Origin of the sequence: Paraglaciecola arctica BSs20135 (genome assembly GCF_000314995.1) — a bacterium.
GTDB lineage: Bacteria > Pseudomonadota > Gammaproteobacteria > Enterobacterales > Alteromonadaceae > Paraglaciecola > Paraglaciecola arctica.
In genome coordinates, this window is sequence record NZ_BAEO01000007.1 from 1 (window position 1) to 18,074 (window position 18,074).

Here is an 18,074-nt window from a genome sequence, read left to right on the forward strand (position 1 = left end):
GCACAGAGGACACAGAGAAAAGAAAATTACGGATTCGCTAAAAAGATTTATTTAGCACTCTGATGTGGCTTAATAAATCTGACGGGCAGTAATGGACCTAGCTCTTTTCCTCCGTGATCTCTGTGCCCCCTGTGGTTCAATTTTTTTTTGCTTTTAACTACCACTTAACCTTCTAAGCAAGGTACTACTCGGCTTTCGGCGGATTCAACAATATCGGCTCGCCGTATCCTAGGGCTTTCAAACGAGGTAATTGGGTGTTGGCATCACCCACAAAAAACCAGATCATTTGATTGGGGTTTAAATACTTGTCTGCTAAAACTTTCACATCTTTTACTGTGATGTTTTTAACAGTTTGCTCACGTTGCTTAACGTAATCTTTAGGCCAGTTGTATTTGCTGATGTTATCTAATAATCCCAGTTTTGCATTGGCTGTTTCGAATGCTCTGGCGTTACTTTTTATTAAAAAGCTTTTGCTGGTGGCTAAATCTTGTTGTGAGTATTCTTTCCCATAATTCTCGAGAATTTCTTTGATTAATTCGGCAGATTCTAAAGTAACGTTTGAACGTACTTGGCTAAAAATTCTGAAGGTGCCGGGGTCTTTGGTGCCAGTGAAACGGGAATAAATGCCATAAGTATAACCTTTGCCTTCACGCAAGCTTTGAGTTAACTGTGAGGCAAAGCTACCACCGCCAAGAATGTAATTCATGATAGTGGCCGGATAGTAGTCTTTGTCAATTGCAGCCAGTGCAGCATAACCAATGTTCACCACGGTTTGTTTAGCGTTAGGTATATCGTAAAAATACACCTTGGATTGTTGTGGTTTGCTTGGCGTTACTAACTTGGGTTGAGTTACTTTAGATGATGGCCAGTTTGCTTTTAACTCTGACAAAGACGCTAATGCTGACTTTTTATTAAGAGCACCAACAATATGTACTCGGGTTTGGTTGGGCGATATATATTTTTGATAAAATGTTTTTAAATCAGCTAACGAAATTGATTCGACAGAATCTTCGCTTCCTAATACGTTTTTTGCGCGAATATTATTTTCGCCATATATCAGTTCATTAAATTTATTATCGGCAACACTCCTTGGATTGGCTTCTTGCTGAAGTATCTGCGAGATAGTTTGCTGTTTAATTAAGGCAAATTCTTTTTTGTCCCAACGGGGTTCTAAAAGTATTTCTGCGACTAAATCCATGGCTTGAGCATAGTTTTTAGCGAGTGTGTTGACCCTTACACTGATGTCTTCTTTGTTAGCTTCAACTTCAATTGAGGCACCAATTTGTTTGATGGCGTTTTCAAGTTCTTCAGGGGTTTTATTTTTGGTGCCACTAGTAAGCATTTGCGCAAGGATATTGGTCATGCCCACTTTATCCATTTGTTCCAGCAGTTGCCCGCCGTCTATCACAATTTCCACATCAACAAGGGGGACTTCATCTACCTCAATTCCAAGTATCTGAATAGTATCAAGTTGAGCTTGCCAAATATTAGGCACAATCGCTTCCGCTGATCCTCCATAGGGTGGCTCCTTTGAACGATCGAATGTTGAAGGTGTTTTTGCATAGGTTGTTGCCAGGTTAGGGGCGACTTGTTTTTCAGCGCCCTGAACGACTTGTTCTTCGGTCACTCTGGCTTTAGTTGAGCCTTGTACTGCTAAGTTAACTTTGCCTTTGGGTACAAAGCTTGTCACTACGTAATTTTGGTTTTTGATATATTGGTTATACACACGTTTTACGTCTGCAGTGGTGACGCTTAAAATCGCCGCAATTTCTTTTTCAGCATAACCAGGATCGCCTGTGTATATATTGTAATACGCCAACTGTGCGCCTTTGCCGAGCACACTAGAAAGTTGATTATAAAAGTTGGTTTCTTGGGTGGCGAGAATACGTTTAAGATCCTGTTCAGAGATTCCGTCTTTTTCAAACTGCTCAAAAGCTTGATCAATGCCTTTGTTTACTTCGTCTAAATCAATATCCGAATAAGCTTTGGCTATTAAATAGACTTGACCTGCTAGCTCACTGGTTTGATGAAACATATTGGCATTTGGAACTAACTTTTGGTCTTCAACTAGCACTATATAAAGTGGCGCTGATTTACCATTGGCTAAGTATTCAAACAATACGTTTAATGCATATGAGTCGGCATGATACTGCTCTACTGTGGGGTAGGTGCGAGTAATTTGCGGTAGGTTGGCAAAGTTATCTTCATGGTAACGTTTAATCGTTTTGTTTAATTTCGCAGCGCGCTTCTTAAGAGGCGTGATTTTTTCACTCGCTTTAATTTCAGAGAAGTACTTTTCTACCCATTTTTTGGCCTGTGCAGGATCAAAGTCTCCCGCAAGGGTTAATGTGACATTATTTGGTACATACCAACGTTGAAAGAATTGTTTTACATCATCTAAAGTGGCAGCTTGTAAATCGGCAAGGGAGCCTATTACCTGCCAATGGTAAGGATGGTCTTGTGGATAAAGGTTTTGGTCGATGACAAGCCAGTTGTGCCCATAAGGAGCGTTATCGCTGCTTTGGCGTTTTTCATTTTTGACGACCTGTTTTTCTTTTTCCAACACAGCTGCTGTGACGGTATTAATAAACCAACCTAACTTATCAGCTTCGGCCCAAATCATTTTTTCTAGAGCATCTTTTGGCACTGTTTGTAGATAATTGGTTCTATCTCTTGAGGTGGAGCCGTTAGCCCCTGAGCCACCAATTTTTGCCGAGAGTTTATCTAAACCCCCTTTGCCTAAGTTTTCTGATTCAAGAAACAGCAAATGTTCAAACAGATGCGCAAAACCAGTGCGACCTGAGACTTCACGAGCTGAACCTACGTGAGCGGTTAAGTTGACCGCCACAACCGGATCAGAGCGGTCAATGTGAAATACCACTTCTAAGCCATTGTCTAAAACAAACTTTTGATATTTGACCTCAAAGTTAGGTTTATTATCGGTTTCTTGGGCCAATAAATTGTTCACTATGCCCAAAGAGCAGGCGAAAAGTATTAGGTAGCTTGTTAGTTTTTTCATATTTATCATCATTTAATACGGGATCTTAATTGCTGTGATAATTGCATGTTTTGCGAGAGACTAAAAGTGTGGATGGGGCAGGGATCTTGGATAAGGGATGAACGTCTGAAAATTAGCTATTGGCAGCTATAAGTGAATACGCTTTAGGAAAATTTATAGGGCAGGTTGTTTACTTTACAATGCTACAGCTACTGCCCAAGACTTTATTTATCGTATTTTTCCAATGCCCACTGCGATACAAATTACGCCACCTACCATGCCTAACCAAGCTTCAATAGGTGTATCACCACTGAAAGCTCTGCTGAACTGAGCGCTAGCTGAGTCAAACACGTTGTAACCCCAAATGGCTAAAGCCAAACCTCCAACAATAAGTACAATACCAAGCAGTTTGTTATTCATATTTATCTCTATATTTTGATAATTAAACACCAAAATAGTGTTTGATTGTTAGATTGACACAAAATGCTGCATTAATCGAATATAGGATCATAAGTACTAACATTATCAGTCTTGCAACTTTTACTCTGAACCAAAGGTTTTACTCTGAGCTAAAGGCTTCAATTAATGGCTTTAAATGAGCCTCAAAGTGTTTCCATTGCTCTCTTGCAGTAGAATTTATTGGCTGACGAACCTGCTCTGAACTTGGGGTTTTAATGGTGCGTTTAGTATTGTAAAAATGCAAACATGATGCTTCAAAAGGTAAGTTGCAAAAATCTAATATGCGCCTGACTTGAGTCTCCAGATCATCTATCACGTCTTCGTGCTGCACTTTTAATACAAAACCAGGTAACACTGAATCCCAGTGCGCCATTAAGGACAGATAGGATTGGTAATAATGGATGAGGTTGTCTAGACCGTATGAAAACTCTTGGCCTTCAGCAAATAGCTGTTTGTAACCACTGAAACAACAAGCGATAGGGTCACGTCTAGCGTCAATTATTTTGGCATTGGGTAATATGGACTTTATCAGGCCAATATGCATAAAGTTATTTGGCATTTTGTCTATAAAAAATGCCGCACCTTGGCGATAACATTGAGTGTCTTCAATAAATTTTTTGCCAAAACGAGGGAAGTATTCATTGTCGATTTCAGCAACAACCTTAGGGTAACCACTTTTACTTCCGCTTAATCTCGAAGCCAGCCCCAGCACATTGTGTAGCTCCATGGTGCCATCCACTTGGGAATGTGAGGCCAATATTTGTTCAAGCAAGGTCGAGCCAGCTCTAGGAAGCCCAACAATAAAAATGGGATCTGGACTTGGATCACCTAAATCTTGATGAGCTTTAAAAAAGTCTGCAGTGAAAACTGATTTTTGCGCCTCAATTTGTTCGCTCACTTTGGCCTGCGAGTAATGATTACGCCGATTTTTTGAAGCATTACCATTTTGGTAATAACTAAAAGCAGTATCGAATTGTTTGCGATCTTCATAGGCTTTAGCTAGGGCAAACTCAAGATGGGCCTTGTCGTCTTGTTCAATATCGACAGCATTCAGTTGCTCTTGCATCAGGGATAGTTCGTTATCGGTAAATCGATAAGTCTTGGTATTGGCCAAACTCCAATAGGCATCACCAAAGTCAGGGCGAATTGTGTAAGCTTGTTGATAAGCCGCTACTGCTTGTTCAATGTTGCCGTTTGCTTTGTACGCATGTCCAAGTAGCAGTTGTATACCTGGTAAATTGTGGTGATCGCCTAAGATTTGTTGATAAAGGTCGATGGCTGGTTCAACTTCACCAATTCCGACCATAGCATTGGCTTTTGCTGCGAGATATTGGTGATTATTAGGGTGTTCGTTTAGTAACCGCTCGGCCTGTTGTTTGGCTTGCTCAAATTTACCTAATTTAGATAATAATTGCACAAATTCTGCTCTCGCAGCTTCATGGGTTGAATGGATCTCAACGCAGCTTTCTAATAGGAACTCTGCTTCGTGATAAAGTTTTAATTTGATGCCTATCTCAGCCAGTAGCAACATGGCTTCAGCGTGGTGTTTGTGATTTTGCAAAAAACGTCGACATACAGTATCGGCTACAGCCAATCGCCCTTCATACATCAAATCCCGAGCGCCACGAATTTCCACAGGTAATTGAGTGAGGTAGCTGATCCGTTGGGTTGCAAATTTTTGTGCTTCGCTATGGTTAAGTTCAGCATATAAAGGGGCTAACTTTTTCCAACTGGATAATAATGCGGGATTAAGCCGAGTGGCTCTGGCAAAGGCTGTTGCTGCGCTGGGTTTATTGCCTGTACTTAGGTATAGATAACCATTTTCTTGGTGGGCCCGTGCGTGATTTGGATCGCTAGAAATGAGTTTTTTAATTGTTTCAGTTGCTTCATTAATCAAGCCTTTGGTGCGCTGGGCAACGGCTAGAATATATAATACTTCGATTTTTTCTTGAGTATCTTCTTGGTTCTCTAATGCTATCTGGGAAAGTGCTATGGCCTTGTCAGTCTCGCCTGATTGTAGCGCACGTTTGATATCGTCAATCTTAACGTGATTTTTACTGCTGTGTTCGCCAACGTTTGTTACCACGCGTTTCCTCCAGAGGATTAAATTCTTTGTTTTACTCAGACGAGAGTTGTCTGAGGGATTTTTCACTAGATAAAAAATAAAGGCAAGCTAAACGCTTGCCTTTATTAGTAGAGCTATACACCCTAAAATACTATCTTAATAGAAATCGTAAGACAGTCTCAATCCTAATGTACGAGGACGGTTAGTCACTACTTTTGGCGTAAATTGCTGTGTATCTATATAAAGTACAGCGCTTTCGTCCGTGAGGTTATCGATATAAAGCTCAGCTTTCCAGTCGTCTTTGGTGATGCCAACAGATACATTGGCAATCGCGTAGCTCTCTTGAATGTAGCGTCCGCCTTGGAAAACATCGCCATTCGAGTCTTTAAATGAAGTGCCATCATAAGTTGCTGCTTCATTTTGAATCGGTAAACCAGAACCTGTACCGTAGATCAATCGTGTTGCGTCTTCCGTTACATAGGCATCCATAGACATTCCGGCTAAACGGTCACCCGTGTAGCTTACCGATGCATTCAAATAACCATTGTAACCATCATCAAGTTCAAAATAATAACGGGCACGAATATTACCCGAAAACTCAGCTGAGTAAGGTAGTTGTGCGCCTACTCCTGGAGCAATACCTGCAAGTTCAGCATTAACACTGGTTAATTCAGTATCCAGTAAACTAAAGGCTGCATTTATCACCAAGTTGTCTGAAGCTAACCAGGTAATATCGGCATCTAGTCCTTTTATTTCTGCATCACCGACATTATCGGTAAATACTAAAAAGCTGATGTTGGTTGGGTCATAACGTGAAGTTTGTAAGTCGGTAATTTCAGAATAAAAAGCCGTAGCATTTACCCGTAAAATTCCGTCCAAAAAGTCACCTTTCATGCCTAATTCAAAATTATCCAGACTATCGGTAGTAGAGTAAACTGGGATCCTGAAACCTTCAAATGCACCACTTTGATTACTCGCAAGATCACCACCTTGACGGTTGGTAACCGGAGGTCTAAATCCTTCTGAATAGGTAGTAAATAGCAGTACGTCGTCATTTAATTTGTAATCTAACGAGGCTTTAAAGATAGTATCATCGACTGTTAATGTGCCGCTATCGTCTAATAAGCTTACGTCTAACTGACCACTTTCGATGGCTGCTTGAAGTACCCCTGGGCCATCACCACCCGTTGCTAAGTCTAATTCTGCAGGATCTTGAGTACCAAAAGCACGAATTCTGCGGCTCACATCGGTGCTGGTTGTTGAACCTTTAAAGGTGTCATCAATTTGATACCAACGTGCGCCCAAAGTAGCGGTTAGCTTATCGGTAAGATCGTATTCAACCTGACCAAACACTGCCACTTGTTCGATGGTGTGGGTCACATCGTTAACAAAACTAATGCCTGACTCGAACGGTCCGCCGTCAGAATTAATGCCTTCACTACCTGGAAGTGTTCTAGCAAGATCAGGGAACTTTTCTGTACTGGCAATATTGAATTGACCAACGGTTGCAAGTTCTTGGTCATCATAGAAAAGACCAGCAGTCACGCGCCAAGCTTTATCTACATCTGTATTAAAACGCAGCTCGTGGGTAATACGCGAAGTATCTGTTTGTTCTTTGTAGTACTTAGTGGGATCTAAGCAACGTTCATCTTCTGCAGCAACAGAACCGCCGTACTGGCATACATAATAGGCTGAGAACAAACCGCCATTAGTATAACCTGTGTAATCGATAGTAGAGCTGATTTCACGGTCTAAATAACCACCTGTGTACACTATATCAAGCTTGTCTAAACGACCTTTTAAAGTCCAGGTTGTGAGTCCGAATTCATCATCGTTGTCTTCAGGGATAAAACGGTTAACAGAGCTTTCACCTTCAAGGTTAGGATCGTAAGAAAACACCCCTTCGGTTTCTAGTGACTGAGCGGTGTGTTGTAGCAACAATGACCAATCATTGTTGATTAAGTAGGACATACCTAATCTAACACCTGCATAAATTGCATCGTTAGTATCATCTTCTACTAAGCCACCATTTTCAGGTGATATAACTGGAGTATTTTGTGGGTCGTTCAGTACGCCACCTGATATTCTATCAATAACAACAGCGCTGCCAGTGTAGCCACCTCCACCAGGTTTATTGAGGATATTGTCAATCCATCCACCTTGCTTGTCGTTATATGCTACTACGCGAAGTGCCAGATCATCGGTGGGCGTAAAGTTCATAAAGGCTTCAACGGAATTACTCATTTCTCCGCCTTTAGTGCTACCAATATTCACATCCATGCCAGCAGCAAAACCAGTGTGATCAGGTTTTTTACTGATCATTCGCACTGTGCCTGACTGTGAACTAGCACCAAACAAGGTACCTTGTGGACCAGGCAGCACTTCGATACGTTGTATATCTGCAGCATAAACGTCTAAGTTTCGGCCTTGCATGGAAACGGGTTGTTCATCGAGATAAAATGCAACAGACGGCTGTAATGCCTGTACCGAAGATACTGAAATATTGGTTTGCGTGGTTGCTGCACCTCGGATATAGATCTCATTTTGCCCAGGGCCTGTACCTTGGAAAACAACGTTTGGTAGAAACTCAACGTAATCGTTAAAGCTTTCAACGCCTAAATTTTCCAACGCTTCGCCGTTTAAAGCTGAAACAGACAAAGGTACATCTTGTATCGATTCAGTTCTTTTGGTGGCGGTAACTTGAATGGTTTCTATTTGTGCTTTTGCTTTTGCTGTTTCTTGTTGTGCTATTGCAGGATTAATTGCAAGTGCTGTGACAATGGCACAACTAATTTTTGTTCTGTTCATGTAAATTTTTGTTCTGTTCATGTAATAAGAACCTTTTTGGCTTTTGCATGCACTGCCTTGGGAAGTGACTTTTGATTAGACCCAATACATACAATATTTAATTTCAATACAAATTTTTATTTACGTGGCATTTGGGAGTATACCAGACTCAAGCCCCGATTTCTAAAGTCATTCCCAGCGCTGTTAAAAAGTTCACTTATTTTTTATAAGTAGCATTCTACTTATATTGTGAGTTTGAAATAATCACGGGATAGGTTATATTGCGGCTCAATAAACAGATATACAGGCTTACCTTAGTGGCTTTAACTCGAATAGACCAACACCTAAACCGCCCCGTTTTTTACCTTTCTTCATTATCCATTCTTGTCTTAGTGTTATTTGCACTGATAGCGCCACAAACAGCCGATGTCTATTTCACTGAATTACAAAGCACCATAGTTGAAAATGGTAGTTGGTTTTACGTGGTGACAGTGGGAGTCATACTGCTAACCGTTTTGTACGTTGGCTTCTCCAGTTTTGGTGAAATACGCCTTGGCCCCGATCACTGTAAACCTGACTATTCTTTGCCTAGTTGGCTCTCAATGTTATTTGCAGCGGGAATGGGAATTGGACTGATGTTTTTTGGTGTCGCCGAACCTGTGATGCATTTTTTATCCCCCCCAACAGCGACCCCAGGTACAACCGAAGCCGTGCGCGAAGCCATGAAAATGACCTTTTTTCATTGGGGCTTACATGCTTGGGCAATCTATGCGGTAGTTGGACTAATATTGGCCTATTTTAGTTTTAGACTAAATTTGCCTCTCACATTACGCTCAGCTTTATACCCAATGATCGGTGATCGTATTTACGGCTGGGCAGGTCATACAGTGGATATTCTTGCTGTTGTGAGTACTGTTTTTGGTATCGCTACTTCTCTTGGTTTAGGTGCTGCACAGATTAACTCAGGACTAAACTACCTATTTGGCATGGAAGAGTCTGTGCCTATGCAAATCTATTTGATGATTGGCATTATCGCAGTAGCAATTGTCTCAGTAGCGACTGGTTTAGATAAGGGCATTCGCCGTTTGTCAGAATTGAATATGATACTGGCTATTGCCTTACTGTTGTTCATTCTAATTTTGGGACCCACAGTGTTTTTACTTGCCGCGTATGTGCAAAACACTGGCGCATACCTGTCTGATATTGTGCGTAATACCTTTAATTTATTTGCCTACGACAAAACTGACTGGATTGGTGGTTGGACAATTTTTTATTGGGGCTGGTGGTTAGCATGGGCACCTTTTGTTGGGCTTTTTATTGCGCGAATTTCACGAGGTCGCACCATTCGCGAGTTTGTGATTGGGGTGTTAGTGATCCCTACTGCCTTCACGTTATTCTGGATGACAGTGTTTGGTAACTCAGCGATAGATCTGATTTATACTCAAGGTGTCGATAAATTGGGAGACATGGTCAGTACTAATGCACCAGTAGCATTATTTGTCTTTTTAGAAAACTTTCCTTTCCAACAGTTCTTAAGTGGTATTGCAACCTTGATGGTAGTGGTGTTTTTTGTTACTTCTTGTGACTCTGGCGCTATGGTAGTGGATATGCTCTGTTCTCACGGAAGAAACGACACACCCATTTGGCAACGTATTTATTGGGCTGTAGGAGTGGGGCTTGTATCCGCTATTTTGCTAACTGCAGGGGGGTTAAATGCGTTACAAACCATGACCATAGCGACGGCTTTGCCCTTTGCTATTATATTGTTGATTTCTTTAGTCGGGCTGATAAAGGCATTACGTGTCGAAATCCATAAAAAAGCCAGTTTAGCGATGAACTTGCACCCTCATCCGTCTACAATCGATAGTGGTTGGGAACAACGACTTTCGACTATTATTCAATTCCCTAACAAAACAGCGGTAAAACTATTTATTGATTCGGCAGTGCTTTCAGCGTTAGAGAGTGTTAGCAAAGAATTGGCCAATAATCACGTTGAGTCAGAGATTGTTAATAAAAAAGAGATGTTAAGTTTGAATGTACAACACGGCAGTGAGTATTCTTTTGTATATGGGATAAAGTGTGAAAAATATCGCCAACCTAGTTATTCTCCAGATAACGAAGAATCTCATGAGAGTGCCGACGAACATACCTATTATCGGGCAGAGGTGCACCTTGCCGAAGGTGGCCAAGATTACGATATTATGGGTTGGACGAAACAGGCAGTCATCAATGATGTGATTGATCAGTATCATAAACATCAACATTTTCTGCATCTCTTACGTTAATATTTCGTTGATATTCAGTTTGGGTATTTAATATCAGATAATGAGTCAGAAAAAACGCTAGGTCCTTGTAGGTTTTCAGTATACTCAGGGTTGTATGGTTTTTTTGTAACCTAAGTAATTGAAAGTAAGGAATAAACGTGCGTATTAAGTCGCCCCAAGGTATTTTGTCTTTAGACAGTATTTTACCCGAAGAACCTCTGTTGATGATGGGGGCGGGGCCAGTACCTATTCCTGCCAGAGTGGCAGCTGCCAATGGTATAGTTATCAACCATTTGGGCGATACCATGGCGCAAATTATTGAACAAGTTAAGCTGATGTCGCGCTATGTATTTCAGACCGAAACTGGGCATATTTTAGGTGTGGCAGGGCCAGGCTCTGCTGCGATGGAAATGGCCGTGGCAAATTTGGTCGTACCGGGCAGCAAAGTACTCAGTGTATGTAACGGCTTTTTCAGTAACCGATTGGCCGAAATGGCTGAACGTGTTGAAGCCAATGTTGTGCGCTTGGTGGTTGAAGAAGGCCAAAGTGCCGATCCTGCTGTGGTAACCGAATATATTGCCCAACATAAACCGCAAGTATTAACCATAGTGCAAGGTGAAACCTCTAGTACCGTTTGTAATAATGAATTAGCCGCTATCGCCGCCGCTGCAAAAGCCCATAACTGTTTAGTGATTGTTGATGCTGTTTGTACTTTAAGTACCATGGAATTTGATATGGACGAGTGGGGTATAGATGCGGTAATTACAGGTGGACAAAAGGGATTGTCTTGTATACCTGGGGTGTCCTTAATTGGTTTTTCCAGTAAAGCTTGGGAACATATTCAATCACGCTCAGATCAACTGCGGCATTGGTGCTTAGACGCTAAGTTGGCCGATCAATTCTGGTATAAAAAGTCTTATCATTATACTGCGCCTGTCTCTGGCATTTTGGCTATCCATGAAGCCCTAAGATTAGTCTGTACCGAAACCCTTAAAGTGAGGTTTGACCGGCACTTGCGCAGTTCCAAAGCGTTGCAAGCAGGGATTGACGCTATGGGGCTAACTCTGCACGTTAAGCCCGCTGCCCGGTTAAATTCTGTTGTGGGTATTAATTTGCCTGATGGGGTTGAAGGTAAGCAGTTGCTAAGCACTATGTCTAATCGTTATAAAGTCGAAATATCCGGTTCCTTTGGTGCCAACATAGTACGAATTGGCCAAATGGGAGAGCAATGTCGAGCCCACAACTTGTTTCGTACTTTACATGCCTTTGGTGCCAGTTTTAACTTACTTGGCCAAAAACTCGATTTACCAGCAGGCATGGCCGCATTAGAAGGTTCATTAGATCGCCACGGTTTTGTGGATCAGATTTGACGCAATATTTGTAAAAGCTAAACAGGCATATTTTTCTGCAGGTAAGCGACTAACACCTCACCTGCTTTTGAAATATGTTGTTTTAAAATACCTTTAGCCCTACCTAGTTGTTTGGCTTTTATCGCGTCGAGTAGTTGATAATGTTCTTGCTGGCTGGTTTTTTCATAGTTAAGCTCAACTGAATGAAAGCCAATATAGCGTGAACATAGTTGATGTAAATTGGCTATATTGTTGAAAAGAGTCGGCCTTTTGGCTGCTTGATACAAACATGCATGGAACTGCCAATTTAAATCGCCATGTTGGGCAATGCTTAACTTTGGCTGGTCGAGTTGTTCTAATATATCAGTCGCTTGCCCCAAAATTTGGTGATTAAGTTTTGGCATAGCATGACTAAGGATTAGAGGCTCTAGATACATACGCATTATGTATAAATCTTCTGCCTCGGTGGCGCTTAATGGATGCACCATCACGCCACATTTTCCACTTTGCATTAGCCAACCTTCATTTTTTAATCGTTGCAGTACATCACGAATTGGAATACGGCTGACACCATAGTTAGAAGCGAGTTGTTGTTGTTTTATCGGACTCGATAATGGCAACTTATTATCACGGATATCTTGTTTTAACTGTTGATATAAGGCTTCTGAAGGTTGTTTGTCTGTCATAAATTATGCTCTTGCAATACGGCTGATGGCAAGCGTGCCAAGCCCAATGGTGATGCCCCAAAATGCAGAAGCGATACCAAAAAAAGATACCCCAGAGGCAGTGACTAAAAAGGTGAGCAAGGCGGCATCACGATAGTCTGGGTGCTCAAAGGTCGATTGTAGGCTAGCACCAATAATGCCCAATAATGCCAAACCTGCTAATGCAGAGATCATAGCAACAGGGAAAGCCGCGAATAAACTCACCACAGCTGCGCCACAAATGCCCGCTAATATATTAAAGACACCGGCGAACACACCGGCAATATATCGCTTATCTGGATCAGGGTGGGCTTCTTCGCTGGCACATATAGCCGCTGTGATGGCTGCTAAGTTTAAAGTGAAAGCCCCAAAAGGCGCGAACAAAACGTTTAAGCCACCAGTCCAACTTAGTATGGGGGATACTGGCGCTTGGTTATGACCAGTAGAGCGCAAAATCGCTATGCCAGGCACATTTTGTGACGTCATGGTTACAATAAATAACGGTAAACCTACACCTACTAATAAGCTCAAATTAAACTCTGGCCATGTCCACACTGGCATCGCGAGCGACCACCTGACTTGCTGTAGATTGATTAGATCAAAGCTGTAGGCACATATAAACCCTGCAATTAGCACCGCAACTATTGCATAACGGGGTAACCACCTTTTGGCGAATAGAAAAGTCACAAGCATGATCCCCACCATAAGCGGATCACTTTGTAGTGAAGTAAAAATATTCAAGCCAAATTGCACTAATATGCCAGCCAACATGGCCGACGCTATTGGCAAAGGGATACGTTTAGTTAAAGCGTCGAACCAACCAGACAATCCTGTTAGCAGGGTTAACACCCCAACAAATACAAAAATACCTATGGCTTCGCCAATACTATTACCACTGAGTGTAGTGGCCAGTAATGCAGCGCCCGGTGTCGACCAAGCAATGATAATAGGGCGTTTGTAATATAACGATAAGCCTAAACAGCCCAAACCCATACTTATTCCCAAGGCCCATATCCAAGAATCAATCATCTCTTGGCTAGCACCAGCGGCAATTGCGGCTTGATAGACAATCGCCCAAGCACTGGCATAACCTACCAACACTGCGATAAAACCTGCGCTGATGGCTGAGAAACTTAAGTCAGAAATAAACGTCTTGTGTTTCATTTTTGTATTCAAATTAAAAAATGTATACAAAATTTAACATGTTATTACAAATACTTAAAATGAAAATAACTGGAGGGGTAAAGTATTGGTTTAATTGAGGTAAATAACTTGAACTCGGGTTAAGACGTGCCGCATCTTCTAAAGTAACTATAATAAAAACAATAGGTTAGAAGGTTACTATTTATTTGGTAGCTTATTTAATGCATCCAGTGCCGATATTATTGTGTTTATCAAGGCGAGCTTGTGAAGCAATAGCCAGCTATTGAGAGCAAGTTCAACGAAGATAGGCGCAATAATAGCGGTGCTGGACGGTATGGCTTATCCCGAATTCAGGTTAAATAATAACCATCGGCAATGCCATTCAGAACAGTGCCGACAGATTGGATTATTACAGTGACAAAGTGGTTTTTATCCAAGCAATGAAGTCATTGGTGACTTCATCTCGATTCGTTTCGTTAAAGAGTTCATGACGCGCTTCTAGATAGAATTTTTGCGTGATTTTTTCGAAACCGTGTTTTTGGTATGCCGCCAGAAGACGTTGCACGCCTTTACTATTTTCGCCAACCGGATCGTCTGTACCACTGATTACATAAATGGCTTTGGTTTTATCCATTTCTTCAAGCGCCTCATCCGAGGCAATGATAGTCAAAGCATCTAACATGCCTTGCCAGCTTGCAACTGAGCATTCATAACCACAGAGTGGATCAGCAATATATTTATCCACTTCACCTTGATCTCTGCTTAACCAGTCAAACTCAGTGCGATTGGGCTTAAATGCCTTGTTGAACGCTTTAAAGGTCATGGCGGCCATAAGCGCACTGTGACCTTTTTTACCTAGCCGTAATTTTTCCAGTCGGATGATTAGTTGGGCTATCTTACCTAATGCACCAGGCGGTCCATTGCTGGCTGATAAAGCTGCAGCAGTGATATTATCACCGTATTTTCGAAGGTAAGATTGGGTCAGAAATGAACCCATAGAATGGCCAAGCAAGATGATGGGCGTGTTTGCATGTCGCTTGCGAATTTCAGCATTTAATAAATCAAGATCATCAACGGCTTTATTCCAGCTATCTTCATCAGCCATATGACCAAGTTGCTGACCTGATACTATGGACCTCCCATGACCCCGGTGATCATTAGCATACACGGCAAAACCCTCGGCATTTAAATAAGCCGCCAAAGGTGCATACCTAGCTGCATGTTCTGCCATACCATGGGCGATTTGGATAACCGCTTTGGTATCACCTGCAGGAAGCCACTGATAACAGTGCAACTGCAAAGTATCTACGCCGTTAAATTTAAAACTATCGGGACACGCTGTGCCTAGGTCGTTGGTTGTATAGATATTATTTCCTCCATATCTAAATATACTTTAGGTATTGTAATATTTGGCTGACTCATTAAAGGTTGTCAGTCTTTTCTTTTTCCACTTATACCTGTGCTCATGACAATGGTGGTGATTACTCTGCTTTCATCCCTTATCTGGCTTGATATCAGAATACGTATATAGCGTTGCTCCGTCAATGGACCCACAAATTTAGGAAAATTCTTTTAACTTGTAACCCGAATTTTAATATCAAGTCCAATTTGTTAATATGACTACCTGTGTATTTTGTGATTAGAAACCCAGTGGTGGCAGGATGTGTGGGACAAATAAACAAGAAAATATCCAGTAAAGCGTTAGCAAAATAGGCTGTGATGTGTCATTGTTTTAAGCTGTAATACCAGTTAGGATTATTAATATTCTGTTGTGTTATTAATGAGCCAGTTCGATACCATTAGGAATTCAATATAGTGTCCACAAATTCAAAACAGCGCCTATATCAATTACATTTGGTTGGTAATGTATTGTGCGTAGAAATGAATAGTGTGTGGTCAAAAGGTACGGTTAAAAAAGTACTAGAAGATACCCAAGAACTGGTCGATGGTATTAAACATCAACCATGGGCTGCAGTAGTTGATATTCGTAAGTGGATCATGCCAACCTTAGAAGCTTTTGCAGGCTTTCAGGCTATATATGATTGGTGTGCTGCCAACAACCAAACACACGAAGTCACTTTGTGCCGCTTTGAGGTGCAGAAAAATATTATTGGAGATGTATCTAACTACGATACAGAGCATCAGTTGTATACTCAAAAGCCCGAGGATGCCGAGCAATGGCTAATTAACAAAGGTTTCACTTTTTCGTTGGAACAATGGCAGCAAGCTAAGCAACAAAATTCACATTGAAAAACTGCATTCCATTATTGTTTGTTGTTTGCCTGTTAGCAGGCTGCGAGCAAGGGCGTTTTAATGACGACATTACCAAGGCCTATGGCCTGCCCGATAACAGTTCAGAATATCAAGACCTGATAACCCGCGAGCCTGAAAGCCTTAACAAATATGAACTCTATAATCGTGTACTCACTTTATGGGACACTCCCTACCGAGAGTTAAAGCTGCCCACTTCCAACGGCACTACCCATATCATTGTATCTGGGCCTGCTGATGGTGAAGTACTCATATTACTGCATGGCATGAACGTGGACTCCACCATGTGGTATCCCAATGTTAAGGCGTTATCACAAAACTACAGGGTTTACGCCATCGATGACATTTTGGGACCGGGAAAATCAAAACTGGATCATGACGATGATTCACTGGAAATGGTGATCTCCTGGTATTTTGAAATATTTGACGCCCTTAAACTGGAAAAACCTATCCTTGCCGGCGCTTCACAAGGTGGTTGGATCGCCACCAATTTGGCACTGGCTAGACCCCAAAGGTTTAACAAATTGATACTGCTAAGTCCGGCTCAAACACTTACTTGGTTAGAACCTAGTGTTGATATATTGTCCAACTTATTATTTTCATTAAATCCACAACGTGAAGGGTTACGGAATAACTTAGCCACTCTGTCGAGCAATGTAGACGGCATTGAGCAAATGTATATTGATCAGTTTTTCAGAACTATCACAACCGCATCCACCTCTCCTTTGCTAATGGATATGAAACCCTTTGACGACGAACAATTGTCAGCACTTACTATGCCTGTGTTATTCCTAGCCGGTGATAATGATATGTTTAATAATCAGGATAGTGTCGACCGAGCGATAAAAATCATGCCCTGCGTTCAAGCTGAAATCATTTCCAACAGTGGGCACTTTATTAGTGTGGATCAAGCGGAGCTAGTAAATGGGAAAATAATAGAGTTTGTTGCCAAGAGAAATAATAAGCAGACTACAGAGTGTTAAAGGTCGTTGTGATTGTTAGCTGCATCCAGCTAAATCACCGTTTAGGAGGCAGACTTTTTTCTTTGATATAGATAGATTTCAACCAATAAAACGCCCAAAACAAACAAAAATATCTTAAGGAATGGTGTTATTTGATCGACAGTAAACGGTGTGATTTTGTCAGCCAGATCAAATGCCCAAATTCCATCAGCATATCTAGATTTTTCTCCGAATAAAGCCTGAATTAAATTGGCACCTGCATGAAAGCCTATTGGCACAGCCAGGCCTTTTGACCAATAGGCTAAGACTGCATACAAAAGACCCCAAACGGCTGGTCCTGTGATGCTATCAAAGGCAAATCCATGATAAAGACCAAAAGCTAGTGAGGTTAGATAAATAGCGCCTCTTGGGCCAATGATTGTTTCCAATTTTTTAAGGGCATAACCTCTAAAGGCAATTTCCTCCATGGCCGCAAGCATAAGCAAGGATAGCAAAGATAGCAGGATAATATTGATAACAGATTTAACATGTATGTCGACAATAATCACAGGCGTCAGCCAAAGATATACAAGATAAAAACAACCAAAAAACGTCATTCCTGTCACTAGGCTAAGGATCAAGCGAATCAGTGAGCCTGCATTAAAGTTCAACCCCATATCCACAAAGTTTAGCTTGTCATATTTTAGGAATAAAAAGGTTACACCCAGCAAGCCAATGCTGACACTGCCGCCTATGCTAGCTCCGTATAGCCAATTCACAGAGTTAGGGATCAATGTCCCTATGCCATTCATCAAAATTTCAAATAAAATCCAAAACAACAAAACCTTGGCAATGTTGAGTATGTTGGCTTTTATCATGATCAGCTCCGTCAATAGAATGTTCAAACCCTAGGAGTCTGGAAAGTTAAAGTCAAGGGAGTCATCTAGTCTTCTGGTTGTCGAATTTAAAAAAGAATGTTGAAACTTCGCGCCTTGTTTTTAATTCAATTTATATATAACTTCACAAAACTTACAACAGTTTATAATTATGAAAAATTCTACTTTTATTAATTAGTGGGTACACTGCTATTAAG

12 protein-coding genes are annotated in these 18,074 nt (G+C 41.4%); 4 read left to right on the forward strand and 8 right to left on the reverse strand.

Features of this window, described 5'->3' with window-relative positions; all coding sequences use genetic code 11:
* Nucleotides 1-184: 184 nt before the first annotated feature.
* The 4 genes from GARC_RS01995 to GARC_RS02010 all read right to left on the reverse strand — a co-directional run bounded on the left by GARC_RS01995 (nt 185) and on the right by GARC_RS02010 (nt 8,330).
* The gene (locus GARC_RS01995) at nt 185-3,019 is read right to left on the reverse strand and encodes a M16 family metallopeptidase (RefSeq protein ID WP_039988479.1); all 2,835 of its coding nucleotides are present in this window, start codon (nt 3,017-3,019) and stop codon (nt 185-187) included.
* Between the two features lie 207 nt (nt 3,020-3,226).
* Nucleotides 3,227-3,418, reverse strand: a complete 192-nt coding sequence (locus tag GARC_RS02000; protein ID WP_007616164.1) for a DUF3185 family protein — start codon at nt 3,416-3,418, stop codon at nt 3,227-3,229.
* Between the two features lie 139 nt (nt 3,419-3,557).
* On the reverse strand, nt 3,558-5,543 hold the full coding sequence (locus GARC_RS02005) for a tetratricopeptide repeat-containing sulfotransferase family protein (protein WP_007616165.1): 1,986 nt from the start codon (nt 5,541-5,543) through the stop codon (nt 3,558-3,560).
* A 135-nt stretch (nt 5,544-5,678) separates the two neighbouring features.
* Complete coding sequence (locus tag GARC_RS02010) at nt 5,679-8,330, reverse strand: TonB-dependent receptor (protein ID WP_039988482.1); 2,652 nt, start codon at nt 8,328-8,330, stop codon at nt 5,679-5,681.
* Between the two features lie 296 nt (nt 8,331-8,626).
* On the opposite strand from GARC_RS02010, the gene GARC_RS02015 reads away from it, so the two are divergent.
* Both GARC_RS02015 and GARC_RS02020 read left to right on the forward strand, forming a co-directional pair.
* Entirely contained in the window at nt 8,627-10,594 is a 1,968-nt protein-coding gene (locus tag GARC_RS02015) for a BCCT family transporter (protein WP_007616167.1), read from the forward strand.
* 137 nt (nt 10,595-10,731) lie between these two features.
* Nucleotides 10,732-11,943: a pyridoxal-phosphate-dependent aminotransferase family protein gene (locus GARC_RS02020; protein WP_007616168.1), complete on the forward strand. Its 1,212-nt coding sequence runs from the start codon at nt 10,732-10,734 to the stop codon at nt 11,941-11,943.
* Nucleotides 11,944-11,960: 17 nt separating this feature from the next.
* On the opposite strand, the gene GARC_RS02025 is transcribed toward GARC_RS02020, so the two are convergent.
* The 3 genes from GARC_RS02025 to GARC_RS02035 form a co-directional block, all read right to left on the reverse strand.
* On the reverse strand, nt 11,961-12,608 hold the full coding sequence (locus GARC_RS02025; RefSeq protein WP_007616169.1) for a GntR family transcriptional regulator: 648 nt from the start codon (nt 12,606-12,608) through the stop codon (nt 11,961-11,963).
* A 3-nt stretch (nt 12,609-12,611) separates the two neighbouring features.
* Nucleotides 12,612-13,790: a benzoate/H(+) symporter BenE family transporter gene (locus tag GARC_RS02030; protein ID WP_007616170.1), complete on the reverse strand. Its 1,179-nt coding sequence runs from the start codon at nt 13,788-13,790 to the stop codon at nt 12,612-12,614.
* 388 nt (nt 13,791-14,178) lie between these two features.
* Nucleotides 14,179-15,069 (reverse strand): alpha/beta hydrolase, encoded by an 891-nt coding sequence (locus tag GARC_RS02035; RefSeq protein ID WP_007616171.1) that lies wholly within the window; start codon nt 15,067-15,069, stop codon nt 14,179-14,181.
* Between the two features lie 515 nt (nt 15,070-15,584).
* Here GARC_RS02035 and GARC_RS02040 point away from each other — a divergent pair.
* The gene (locus GARC_RS02040; protein WP_007616172.1) at nt 15,585-16,019 is read left to right on the forward strand and encodes a hypothetical protein; all 435 of its coding nucleotides are present in this window, start codon (nt 15,585-15,587) and stop codon (nt 16,017-16,019) included.
* A complete protein-coding gene (locus GARC_RS02045; RefSeq protein ID WP_007616173.1) occupies nt 16,016-17,023 on the forward strand; it encodes an alpha/beta fold hydrolase in 1,008 nt (335 codons plus the stop codon). Before GARC_RS02040 ends, GARC_RS02045 begins: the two co-directional genes overlap by 4 nt.
* A gap of 41 nt (nt 17,024-17,064) precedes the next feature.
* Here the strand turns inward: GARC_RS02045 and GARC_RS02050 are convergent, their stop codons facing one another.
* Nucleotides 17,065-17,820, reverse strand: coding sequence for a CPBP family intramembrane glutamic endopeptidase (locus GARC_RS02050; protein WP_161603924.1), 756 nt, complete (start codon nt 17,818-17,820; stop codon nt 17,065-17,067).
* Between the last annotated feature and the right edge of the window lie 254 nt (nt 17,821-18,074).